The sequence below is a fragment of the Bradyrhizobium sp. AZCC 1719 genome, assembly GCF_036924525.1.
Lineage (GTDB): Bacteria > Pseudomonadota > Alphaproteobacteria > Rhizobiales > Xanthobacteraceae > Bradyrhizobium.
Map to the genome: position 1 here is coordinate 1,073,719 of NZ_JAZHRU010000001.1, position 11,725 is coordinate 1,085,443.

Annotated in this window: 11 protein-coding genes; 4 read left to right on the top strand and 7 right to left on the bottom strand. The window is 63.2% G+C overall.

Going from position 1 to position 11,725, the window contains the following annotated elements; translation table 11 throughout:
* Positions 1 to 134: 134 nt before the first annotated feature.
* Both V1292_RS05210 and V1292_RS05215 read left to right on the top strand, forming a co-directional pair.
* Positions 135 to 479 carry an MmcQ/YjbR family DNA-binding protein gene (locus V1292_RS05210; protein WP_334370793.1) on the top strand — a complete coding sequence of 115 codons (345 nt, stop codon included), beginning with the start codon at positions 135 to 137 and terminating at the stop codon, positions 477 to 479.
* Positions 480 to 650: 171 nt separating this feature from the next.
* A complete protein-coding gene (locus V1292_RS05215; protein ID WP_334370794.1) occupies positions 651 to 1,223 on the top strand; it encodes a nucleotidyltransferase family protein in 573 nt (190 codons plus the stop codon).
* A gap of 51 nt (positions 1,224 to 1,274) precedes the next feature.
* On the opposite strand, the gene V1292_RS05220 is transcribed toward V1292_RS05215, so the two are convergent.
* The 3 genes from V1292_RS05220 to V1292_RS05230 all read right to left on the bottom strand — a co-directional run bounded on the left by V1292_RS05220 (position 1,275) and on the right by V1292_RS05230 (position 3,983).
* Positions 1,275 to 1,832 (bottom strand): PAN domain-containing protein, encoded by a 558-nt coding sequence (locus V1292_RS05220; RefSeq protein ID WP_334370795.1) that lies wholly within the window; start codon positions 1,830 to 1,832, stop codon positions 1,275 to 1,277.
* A 195-nt stretch (positions 1,833 to 2,027) separates the two neighbouring features.
* Complete coding sequence (locus V1292_RS05225; RefSeq protein WP_334370796.1) at positions 2,028 to 3,398, bottom strand: glutamate--cysteine ligase; 1,371 nt, start codon at positions 3,396 to 3,398, stop codon at positions 2,028 to 2,030.
* Between the two features lie 96 nt (positions 3,399 to 3,494).
* The gene (locus V1292_RS05230) at positions 3,495 to 3,983 is read right to left on the bottom strand and encodes a MarR family winged helix-turn-helix transcriptional regulator (RefSeq protein WP_334370797.1); all 489 of its coding nucleotides are present in this window, start codon (positions 3,981 to 3,983) and stop codon (positions 3,495 to 3,497) included.
* Positions 3,984 to 4,105: 122 nt separating this feature from the next.
* On the opposite strand from V1292_RS05230, the gene gstA reads away from it, so the two are divergent.
* Positions 4,106 to 4,720, top strand: coding sequence for a glutathione transferase GstA (gstA, locus tag V1292_RS05235; protein WP_334370799.1), 615 nt, complete (start codon positions 4,106 to 4,108; stop codon positions 4,718 to 4,720).
* A 176-nt stretch (positions 4,721 to 4,896) separates the two neighbouring features.
* On the opposite strand, the gene V1292_RS05240 is transcribed toward gstA, so the two are convergent.
* The 4 genes from V1292_RS05240 to V1292_RS05255 form a co-directional block, all read right to left on the bottom strand.
* Positions 4,897 to 7,110, bottom strand: coding sequence for an FAD-dependent oxidoreductase (locus tag V1292_RS05240; protein WP_334370800.1), 2,214 nt, complete (start codon positions 7,108 to 7,110; stop codon positions 4,897 to 4,899).
* A gap of 149 nt (positions 7,111 to 7,259) precedes the next feature.
* A complete protein-coding gene (locus tag V1292_RS05245; RefSeq protein WP_334370801.1) occupies positions 7,260 to 8,468 on the bottom strand; it encodes an acetyl-CoA C-acetyltransferase in 1,209 nt (402 codons plus the stop codon).
* Between the two features lie 62 nt (positions 8,469 to 8,530).
* Positions 8,531 to 10,321, bottom strand: coding sequence for an acyl-CoA dehydrogenase C-terminal domain-containing protein (locus V1292_RS05250; RefSeq protein ID WP_334370803.1), 1,791 nt, complete (start codon positions 10,319 to 10,321; stop codon positions 8,531 to 8,533).
* Positions 10,322 to 10,509: 188 nt separating this feature from the next.
* Positions 10,510 to 10,896 carry a nuclear transport factor 2 family protein gene (locus V1292_RS05255; protein WP_334376945.1) on the bottom strand — a complete coding sequence of 129 codons (387 nt, stop codon included), beginning with the start codon at positions 10,894 to 10,896 and terminating at the stop codon, positions 10,510 to 10,512.
* 127 nt (positions 10,897 to 11,023) lie between these two features.
* On the opposite strand from V1292_RS05255, the gene V1292_RS05260 reads away from it, so the two are divergent.
* Complete coding sequence (locus V1292_RS05260) at positions 11,024 to 11,620, top strand: PadR family transcriptional regulator (protein WP_334370805.1); 597 nt, start codon at positions 11,024 to 11,026, stop codon at positions 11,618 to 11,620.
* Positions 11,621 to 11,725: the final 105 nt, after the last annotated feature.

Below are 11,725 nucleotides of genomic sequence, written 5' to 3' on the forward strand. Positions count from 1 at the left end.
GTAGGGTGGGCAAAGGCGCATTTGCGCCGTGCCCACCATCTCGCCAGCGATCAAGCTTAATGGTGGGCACGCTTCCGCCTTCGCTCTTCGAGCTACGGCGGACAAGTCGCTTTGCCCACCCTACGGCGCCAACCATGACCTTCGACGACGTCCGAAAAATCGCGCTGGCCTGGCCGCAGGTCGACGACGGCACCTCCTACGGCACGCCGGCCTTGAAGGTGCGCAAAAAGATGCTCGTGCGGCTGAAGGAGGACGGCGACAGCCTGGTGATGCCGGGCGTGCCAAGGGATGAGCGCGAGATGCTGGTGGAAAGCCGCCGGCCGAAGTCATTTTACTTCACCGATCACTACCGCGATTATCCGATCGTGCTGATCCGCCTCTCGAAGGCCAACCGCGCCACCGTCGAGCCGCTGTTGCGCCGGCACTGGCGCACGCTGGCGTCGAAGAGGGCGGTGAAGGAATTCGACGCGAACTTGTAGGGTGGGCAAAGGCGCACTTGCGCCGTGCCCACCACTACGGTCAGACCTCATCCTGAGGAGCGCGGAACGCGCGTCTCGAAGGATGAATGGCACCAGCGGGGCCACATGGTTCGAGACGGCGCTAAAGCGCCTCCTCACCATGAGGGTTTCAAAACGTTGCAGGCGGCCTTCATGAATCAAGCCGAATTCCTCACCGCCGCATTACAAAATCCCATCAACGAAATCATCACCGAGGAACTGTTTCGACTGTCACTGCCGGACGCCTGGCTGGTCTCCGGCTGTCTCGTGCAGACGGTGTGGAACGTGCTGACCAAGCGCGCGGTCGACTACGGCATCAACGATTACGACGTGTTCTATTTCGATCCCGATACGTCCTGGGAAGCCGAGGATGGCGTGATACGCACGCTGGCGCAGCGGTTTTCAAGCCGCGGCATCGGGGTCGAGGCGCGCAACCAGGCGCGCGTGCATCTCTGGTACCCGGAGAAACATCGCCTGCCCTACCCGCCGTTGCGTTGCTCGACCGATGGCATCGATCGTTTTCTGACCAAGAACACCCAGATCGGAATCCGGCGCACGCGGGATGGGTATGAGGTTTACGCGCCGAATGGTTTTGACGATGTCGCCGGGATGATCGCGCGGCCCAACCCGGGACCGAATTTTTCGGTCGCGAATTATGAGGCCAAGGCTGCGCGCTGGAAGGGGCTGTGGCCGGAGCTCACGGTGTTGCCGGCGGATGCACCGTAACAATCATCGTCGTCCCTTGCGCACGCAGGGACAACGGCGGTGGATGCGGCGCTACCTCACCACGCCTGACGTAAACCCCGCCTTCCTTCGCGGCGGCTTGATGTCCTTCTTCAGGAAGCAATGGGCGTCCTTGCCGGCGTAGCCGGGGCGCGCGTAGGTCCAGGCCCGGCATTTGTTGTCGGCGGCGCAGGCGGCCTTGCAGACGTCATCGCCGTCGCCGTCCTTGAGGTCGAAATTCTTGTAATCGCCGCCGACGCGGTCGATTGAGGTTTCAACGCTGTCATTGCGGCGCTCGACCACGCCGGCGCCACGCACGCCAGAAACGCAGCAATCGCCGCTCTTGACTCGAGGCGGCACGCTGCCCTTCAGCCAGCAGACCGCGCCCTTGATCAAGCCGGTCGGATAGTTGAAGCTCCAGGCGCGGCAGCGCCGATCGCGCTCGCAGATCAGCGCGCATTCCGCCGGATCGCCCGAGACCACGGGCGCGCTGAGATAATCGCCGCCGGGACGGTCGAAATTGGCCTGCGCCAGCGCCGGGCGCGCGCATACGGCCGCCGCCAAAAAGGCGAGCGCCACCACACACGCCCTGAGCAGGCGAACAGTCTCCATCTGCGGTTGCTTTCGAATGCGCGTTGCCAGCGTGGGATGACTTTCCTCGAAAGGTCGTCCCGCCCTCAGCCCGTTGATTCAGCATGATTTTCGAAAGACCGGCAGGCGGTCGTTCGGATCATGCTGGATCGGCCGTCATTTGAGCGCCATCAACCTGTACGGCGGATGAACGGCCCGAAGAGGCAACCCGTTTAATCAGAACGCGTATTCCTGATAGACGGGCTCCACGGAACCACCCCAATCGCCGTTGAATTTATCCAGCATCTCTTCCGCCGGCGTGCGGCCCGCTTCGAGGATGCGCTCCAGCGGTTCGAGGTGGCGGCTCTCGTCGCGGCCGGAATGGTCGACGCGGTTGCGCCGCCGCAAGCCCGCATACGACAGCTTCAGGCATTCCTTCGCGATCTCGAACAGATAGCGGTCCTTGATCCTGGCCTTGAAGCCAAAGCGCGGGACGTCATCGCGCAACGCCTGACGCTCCGCGGCGGTCCAGTGGCTGACCAGATCCCAGGCCGCGTCGAGGCTGTCATTGTCGTATAACAGGCCGACCCAGAACGCCGGCAGCGCCGGCAGGCGGCCCCACGGCACGCCATCGGCGCCGCGCATTTCCAGATAACGCTTCAGGCGGACTTCCGGGAAGATCGTCGACAGATGATTGGCCCAATCTGATATCGTCGGGCGCTGGCCGGGCAACGAATTGTTGCGGCCCTCGAAGAAGGCGCGGAACGACGAGCCGGCGACATCGATATAGGTTTCGCCGCGCTTGACGAAGTACATGGGAACATCGAGCGCGTAGTCGACCCAGCGCTCGAATCCCATGCCGTCCTCGAATACCCACGGCAACATGCCGGCGCGCGCATTATCGGTGTCGCGCCAGATCTCGGAGCGGAACGACAGGAAGCCGTTGGGCTTGCCCTCGGTGAACGGCGAATTGGCAAACAAAGCGGTCGCCACCGGCTGCAGCGCGATCGACACCCGCAGCTTCTTGACCATGTCGGCTTCGGAGGAGAAGTCGAGATTGGTCTGCACTGTACAGGTCCGGTACATCATGTCGATGCCGTATTGGCCGACCTTCGGCATGTAGTTGGTCATGATCTTGTAGCGGCCCTTGGGCATCACCGGGATCTGCGACCGCGACCAGGACGGCGTCATGCCGAGCCCGAGGAAGCCGATGCCCAACGGCGTCGCGATCTCGCGGACCTGCGCCAGGTGCGCCATCAACTCGGACTGGGTCTGGTGCACGTTCTCGAGCGGGGCGCCCGACAATTCGAACTGCCCGCCCGGCTCCAGCGAGATCGCGCCGCCCCCGGTGACATCATACAGCCCGATGATGTTGCCGTTCTCCATGATCGGCTCCCAGCCGAGCAAAAGCTGCATGCCTTCGAGCAGCGCGCCGATGCCGCGCGCGCCTTCATACGGCACGGGCTGGCGGCCCTCCAGCGTGAACGGGGTCTTCTCATGCTCGGTGCCGATGCGGAACTCGGACGGCGGCTTGATGCCGGCCTCGAACCACGCGACGAGTTCGTCACGCGATTGCAGCGGCGTCATATCGATCTGGTCACGCGCCATGAAAAAATCCGGATATCTGGCGATTCGACCGAACGCGCCGTGTGGCTGAAGGGGTGCGGACGGCGGCGTCCGCACCAACGAAACGTATCAAAGATGTCATCGCGCCGACACGCCGTCGCGGGCAGCGGCCGCCTTGACGTCGGAGCACGAACAGCCCAGCCGGTCGAGCAGACCGCAAAGCTTCATGGCGTCGGCATCGGACAGTTTGGAGCCGACGTGCTTTTCGATCGCCGCAGAATAGGCGCCCCACATCTTCTTCTGCAACTCGCGCCCGGCTTCGGTGATCTCCACGAACTGGCCGCGCTTGTCGATCTTGCATTCGCGCCGCGCCGCCAAGCCCTCGTCCACCAGGCGGTCGATCAGCCGCGAGGTGGAATATTGCGGGATCAGCATCTGCTTTTCCAGCTCTACCGGGCGCATCTCGCCGGACGGGGCGCGCGACAGTTCCAATAGCGCATCATACCAGGCCAGCGGCGGAAAGCCCGCCTTCTTCAAATCCTGTTCGACGGCATCGAGCACCCGGCTCTGCACCCGCATCAGGCGGATCCAGGCGGCGGTCGCCTCGGTCGATGGTTTGCGTTTCATAGCCTAATCCGTGTCTGTCACACATCAGTGTACCGCACTAAATGCATCTGCATCAATCTTGACTATTCCATGCAGATGCATTTAGTCATCCCGCCAATAATATCGAGGGAAGGAAAAATCCAATGAAACTGTATTATTCCCCGGGCGCCTGTTCGCTGTCCCCCCATATCGCGCTTCTCGAGGCCGGTCTGCCCTACGACCTGGTCAAGGTCGACCTGCGCGCCAAGAAGCTGGAGAATGGTGACGACTTTTTGAAGGTCAACCCGAAGGGCCAGGTGCCGGTGCTGGCGCTTGATAGCGGCGAGCTGGTGACCGAAGGCCCGATCATCGTCCAGATGATCGCCGACAAGGCAGGCAAGAACCTGGCGCCGCCCCGCGATTCGGACGAGCGCTACAAGCTGCTGGAATGGCTGAACTACATCACGACCGAGCTGCACAAGAATCTCGGACCGATGTTCTCACCTCTGCTCGCCGACGACGCCAAGGCCTTCTTCAAGGACCGCGTCATGGGCAAGTTCAAGTACCTGGAAATGGCGCTGGCCGACCGCGACTACGTGATGGGCAAGCAATTGACCGTGGCCGACGGCTATCTGTTTACCATGCTGATGTGGGCGACCGACCGCTTGAAGTTCGATCTCTCCGATATGCCGAACCTTCTTGCCTACAAGGCCCGCGTCGCTGCGCGCCCGAAGGTGCAGGAGGCGATGACCAAGGAAGGGCTGCTGAAGGCGGCGTGAACATTCAGCACGGGAGTGCGAAAAGGCCGGATCAATGATCCGGCCCTTTTTGTTTGTGTTTGTCATTCCGGGATGGTCCGAAGGACCAGACCCGGAATCTCGAGATTCTCAGGTGCGCAAGTGCGCACCGTAGTTCGATGCTTCGCATCGCCCCGGAATGACGATGAAGAGAACGCCTACGCCGCCTGCTTCTTCGGCGGGAAGCGGCCGTAGAAGGTCTCGCCGCTCGCCGCCATATCTTCGAGGAGCTTCGGCGGGGTGAAGCGCGAGCCGTATTTGGCCTCCAGCTTGTGGCAGAGCTCGACAAACTTCCGCGTGCCCATGAAGTCGATATAGGACAGCGTACCGCCGGTGAACGGCGCGAAGCCGAAGCCCAGGATCGAGCCGACATCGGCCTCGCGCGGGTCGGTGATGACGTGGTCCTCCACTGTGCGCGCGGCCTCCACCGCCTGCACCACCAGGAAGCGCTGCTTCAGTTCCTCGACGTCGATCGTGTCAGGATCGAGCTGCTTCGGCTGCAGCGCGGATAGTCCCGGCCACAGGCTCTTCTGGCCCTTGCCCTTTTCGGGGTAATCGTAAAAGCCCTTGGCATTCTTGCGCCCCAGGCGGCCCTGCTTTTCGACCAGCTCCACCATCAGCTTCTTCTGGTCGGGGTTGATGGCGTTGGGGCCGAGATCGGCCTCGGTCGCCTTGATGACCTTCAGCCCGAGGTCGAGGGCGACTTCATCCGACAGCGACAGCGGACCGACCGGCATGCCGGCCATCTTGGCGCAGTTCTCGATCATCGCCGGCGGCACGCCTTCGAGGAACATCTCGTTGCCTTCGGCGATGTAACGGCCGACGCAACGGTTGGCGTAGAAGCCGCGGGAATCATTTACGACGATCGGTGTCTTGCCGATCACCCTCACATAGTCGAGCGCGGCGGCGAGCGCGACGTCGCCAGTGTTCTTGCCGAGAATGATCTCGACCAGCATCATCTTCTCGACCGGCGAGAAGAAATGGATGCCGATGAACTTGCCCTGCTCCTTGAAGCTTTCGGCCAGCGAGGTGATCGGCAGCGTCGAGGTGTTGGACGCGAAGATCGCGTCGGGCTTGAGATATTGCTGCGCCTTGGCGAAGGTTTCCGCCTTGACCTTGCGGTCCTCGAACACCGCCTCGATGACGAGGTCGCAATCCGCTAGCGCAGCGTAGTCCGCGGTCGGGGTAATGCGCGCCAGCAGCGCGTCACGATCACCTGCCTTGGCGCGGCCCTTGGCGATCTGCTCGTCGATCACCTTCTGCGCATGGGCCTTGCCCTTGTCGGCGCTTTCCTGGTCGCGGTCGATCAGGACGACGTCGAGGCCAGCGCGGGCCGAGACGTAGCCGACGCTGGCGCCCATGAAGCCGGCGCCGATCACGGCGATCTTCTTCACCTTGGTCGGCGGCACGTTCGCAGGCCGCCGCGCGCCCTTGTTCAGCTCCTGCATCGACAGGAACAGGCTGCGGATCATCGCGGCGGCTTCCTTGGAGCGCAGCACTTGCGTGAAGTAGCGCGACTCGACGCGGAGCGCGGCATCGATGGGCAACTGCAGGCCCTCATAGACGCAGCTCATGATGGCGCGCGCCGCCGGATAATTGTCGTAGGTCTCGCGGCGGTAGATCGCATTCCCCGCCGGGAACATCATCATGCCGGCCTTGGAGAACACCGGTCCGCCCGGCAGCTTGAAGCCCTTCTCGTCCCAGGGCGCGACCGCCTTGCCGCCGCCCTTGATCCAGTCCTTGGCCGCCTTGATCAGGTCGGAAGCCGGTACGATGGCGTGGATCAGGTTCAGCGACTTGGCCTTCTCCACGGTGACCGGATCGCCCTTGAGCAGGATCGTCATCGCATCCTGCGGCGGCACCAGACGCGGCACGCGCTGGGTGCCGCCGGCGCCGGGGAACAGGCCGACTTTCACTTCCGGCAGGCCGAGGCGAGTTTTGGGATTTTCAGCCGCAACGCGGTAGTGGCAGGACAGCGTCACCTCAAAGCCGCCGCCGAGCGCCAGCCCGTTGATCGCGGCCGCCCATGGCTTGCCGCAGGTTTCGATGCCGCGCAGCACCAGCGAAAAGCGCCGGCTCTGGTCGAACAGCATCTGGTTGGCGGCAACCTCGCCCTTTTCCTTGAAGACTTTCGCGTATTCCTTGTTCATGCCCTCGAGCATGGAAAGATCGGCACCGGCGCAGAACGCTTCCTTGGCGGAGGTGATGACGACGCCCTTTACCGCGGCGTCCGCCGTAGTCTGTTTCAGGATCTCCTCGAGCTCGGTGGTCGAGGTTTCATCGAGTACGTTCATCGAACGTCCCGGAATGTCCCAGGTGACGAGCGCAATGCCGTCGGCGTCGGTCTCTAGCTTGAAATTCTTGAAGGCCATGTGGTGCTCCCTCGGTGCCGGCAGCCGGTATCAGGCGCGGCGGTTAAGCGGTAATTCGTAGGGTGGGCAAAGCGAAGCGTGCCCACCATTCCCAGCGGAGTGCATGATGGTGGGCACGGCGCAAGAGCGCCTTTGCCCACCCTACGTTCTCAGACTCTTTCGATGATCGTAGCGGTCCCCATGCCGCCGCCGATGCACAGCGTCACCAGCGCGGTCTGTTTGTTGGTGCGCTCCAGCTCGTCGAGCACGGTGCCGAGGATCATGGCGCCCGTCGCGCCGAGCGGATGGCCGAGCGCGATCGCGCCGCCATTGACGTTGATCTTCGCATTATCGATCTCGAACGCCTGCATGTAGCGCAGCACGACGGAAGCAAAGGCTTCGTTGAGTTCGAACAGGTCGATGTCCGACTTCTTCATGCCGGAACGCTCGAACAGTTTTTCGGTGACGTCGACCGGGCCGGTCAGCATCATCGCGGGCTCCGAGCCGATATTGGCGAAGGCGCGGATTTTTGCGCGCGGCTTCAGGCCAAGTTTCGCGCCCGCTTCCTTGCTGCCGAGCAGCACCGCGCCGGCGCCATCGACGATGCCGGAAGAGTTGCCGGCATGGTGGACGTAATTTACGCGCTCGATTTCGGGGTGCGACTGGATCGCGACCGCATCGAAGCCGCCCATCTGCCCGACGACGGTGAACGACGGCTGCAGTTGCGCCAGCGACTGCATGGTCGTGGTCGGGCGCATGTGCTCATCCTTGGCAAGGATAGTGAGGCCGTTGACGTCCTTGACCGGCACCACCGATTTGTTGAAGCGACCCTCGTCCCAGGCCTTGGCGGCGCGCTGCTGGCTCTGCACGGCATAGGCGTCGACGTCGTCGCGCGAAAAGCCGTATTTCGTCGCAATCAAATCGGCCGAGACGCCCTGCGGCATGAAATAGGACGGCACTGCCATCGACGGGTCCATCGGCCAGGCGCCGCCGGACGCGCCGATGCCGACGCGGCTCATCGATTCGGCGCCGCCGCCGATCACGAGTTCATGCTGGCCGGCCATGATCTGGGCGGCGGCAAAATTCACGGCGTCAAGGCCGGAGGCGCAGAACCGGCTGATCTGCACGCCGGGGACGCTTTCGCCGAGGCCCGCCTTCAGCGCCGCGAAGCGCGCGATGTCGCTGCCAGCTTCGCCGACCGGATCGACCACGCCGAGGATGACGTCGTCAACGACGTCTTCGGCGAGGTTGTTGCGTTCCTTCAACGCCTGCAGCGGCACGGTGGCCAGCGCCAGCGCCGTGACCTCGTGGAGCGCGCCATCGGACTTGCCGCGGCCGCGCGGGGTGCGAACGTGATCGTAGATATATGCCTCAGGCATGACGCCCTCCTGGTATGAGGATCATAATATTATAGGCAGATCGAACGGGAAACGGCGAAAAATCAGAACGCTTCCGCCGCTAGTTCCATGGTGGTCGCGCAACCGGACTGAATGCGCGCCAGATGGACGTGGGTTTCCGGCAGCATCCGCTCCATGAAGAAGCGGCCGGTCACCAGTTTGGTCGTCAGATAGGGCGTGGCGCCATCAGCCGCAATCTTGTCCTGCGCCACCTTCGCCATCCGCGCCCACATGTAGCCGAAGGCGACGAGGCCAAACAATTGCATGTAGTCGGTGGCGGCGGCGCCGGCATTGTCGGGCTTGGTCAGCGCGTTCTGCATCAGCCAGCCGGTGGCCTGCTGCAGATGACCCAGCGCGGTCGAGAGCGGCGCGACGAACGGCTTCATCGCCTCATTGCCGCCGTGCTCCTTGGCAAAGCCTGCGACTTCGGCAAAGAAGGCCATCACGGCGCGGCCGCCATTCCGCGGCAGCTTGCGGCCGACCAGGTCGAGCGCCTGGATGCCGTTGGCGCCCTCATAAAGCATGGCGATGCGCGCATCGCGCACGAACTGCTCCATGCCGTGCTCGGCGATATAGCCGTGGCCGCCATACATCTGCTGCGCCAGCACCGCATTGGAGAAGCCGACGTCGGTCATCACGCCCTTCATGACCGGGGTCATCAGGCCCATGTGGTCGTCGGCGGCCTCTCGGTCCTTCGGATCGGAAGAGCGGTGGGCGACGTCGCTCTTCAGCGCGGTCCACACTACCATGGCGCGCGCCGCCTCGTTGAAGGCGCGGATGGTGAGCAGCACGCGGCGAACATCCGGGTGCACGATGATCGGGTCGGCCGGTTTCTCAGGCTCCTTGGCGCCCGTGAGCGAGCGGCCCTGCAGGCGCTCGCGCGCATAGGCGACGGCGTTCTGATAGGCGACTTCGGACTGCGCGAGACCTTGCACGGCGACGCCGAGGCGGGCCTCGTTCATCATCACGAACATGCCCTGCATGCCCTTGTTCTCTTCGCCGATCAGCCAGCCGGTGGCGTTGTCGTAGTTCATCACGCAGGTGGAATTGCCGTGGATGCCCATCTTGTGCTCGATCGAGCCGCAGGACACGCCGTTGCGCTGCCCCAGCGATCCGTCGGCGTTGACGAGGAATTTCGGCACCACGAACAGCGACACGCCCTTGATGCCGGCGGGAGCGCCTTCGATGCGCGCCAGCACCAGATGGATGATGTTCTCGGCGAGGTCATGCTCGCCGGACGAGATGAAGATCTTGGTGCCCGTGATCTTGTAGCTGCCGTCGGCCTGCTTCACCGCCTTGCTGCGCAACAGGCCGAGATCGGTGCCGCATTGCGGCTCGGTGAGGTTCATGGTGCCGGTCCACTGACCCGCCACCATCTTCGGCACGAACATGTTCTTCTGTTCAGGCTTGCCGTGCACCAGAAGCGCAGCCGTCGCGCCCATGGTCAGGCCGCCATACATCGAGAACGCCATGTTGGCCGCGCTCTGGAATTCGGTGACGACCTGGCTCAGCGTCACCGGCAGCCCCTGCCCGCCATATTCCGCCGGCGCCGACAGACCGAGCCAACCGCCTTCGGCCACCTGCTTGAAGGCTTCCTTGAACCCCTTCGGCGTCGTCACCGAGCCGTCGTCACGCCGCTTGCAGCCTTCGAGATCGCCGACACGGTTGAGCGGCTGCAGCACCTCTTCGGAGAGTTTTGCGGCCTCGCCCAAAATCGCCTCGCGCACATCGGCGGAGGCGTCGGTGAAACCGGGCAGATTGTCGTAGCGGTCGATCTGGAACACGTCGTTGAGCAGGAAGGTGACGTCTTCCACGGGGGCTTTGTAGATCGGCATGATGTTCTCCCGGCGGGGCAGGCTTGAAAACTGACGGCGGCGCTTGAGTTGAAACTATGCGGCGCTCCGGAAAGCGACTTTATCCGGTTCGCGATGTCCTAGGGAGTGACCAGGCCCGCAAATATCCCGACAGCCATTGCGACATAAACGGCGCCGGGGATGGTGACGGCCTTGATCTCTCGCCCTTGTCACTGCTTGGCGAGTTGTTCCCCCATCAAGCGGTGCAGCAGATTGATTCCCTTCAGCGGACGCACCATCACCTTGAAGTGCGTGATCTTACCGTCATCGCTGAACGTGATGATGTCGACGCCGTTGATCTTGATGCCCTCGATCTCGTTTTCGAATTCGAGGACCGCGCCATTCGGGCTGCGCCATTCGCCGACATATTTGAAACCCGGGCCGCCCAGCACCTTCTCGGCGCTCGCCAGATATTTGAAAGTGATGTCGCGCCCGCGCTGCGGCGTATGTACGACCGGGCTTTCGAACACCGCATCCGGGTGCAACAGATCCCATAGCGCCGCCGTGTCATGGGACTTCATGTAGCCGTACCACTTGTCGAGGCCGCTCATGGTCATCATGTCTCCTGTGCGGGCGATGACGGGCTGGCGCCGGGGAATGGGCTTCTCCGGAGCTTATGCGCGTTGACGCATATGCAATTTTATGCATAATGTCAAATGACAATGAAAGCCGGAGGCCGGCGTCTTGGCGCTTGGTGACGCGATCCTTGCTTGCCTGACCGAACGTCCGATGACGGGCTACGAGCTCGCCAAGACGTTCGACAACTCGATCGGGTTTTTCTGGAAGGCCGACCACCAGCAGATCTACCGGGAACTCACCAAGCTTCGCGACCGCGGCCACATCCAGGGCCGCGAGGTGGTGCAGTCCGGCAAGCCGAACAAGCTGGTCTATACCCTCACCCCGGAGGGGCGCGCCGCGCTTCGGCACTGGGCTGCGCGGCCGAGCGTTCCGGCTTCGATCAAGGACGACCTCCTGGTGCGGCTCTACGCGCTGGACAGTGTCGACATCGAACCGCTCCGCACCGACCTGATGGCGCGGCTGGAGCACCACCGCGACCGCTTCGCCCGCTACGAACGCCTGCTCAACAAGCGATTCCCTGACGGCACGGCACCGCCGGCCGATGTCGGCAAATTGCTGGGACTTCGCATCGGCCTCGCCCACGAGCGCGCCGTGGCGGAATGGTGCGAAGAGGCGATCGAGGCATTGTCGGCCCTGTCTTCCGGCGTGGAGCGGACCAACGTCGTGCCGATCGAGGACAGCAAGCGCGAAAGCAGCGGCTAACGCCGGCCGATTTGGCCGGCCGGTAACTTTTGGGGCCGTCCGCCCCATTCCTTAACCCCTTCTTTACCGTAACGCGGAAAAGTCGGTTCCGAGGCAGGCGACCCG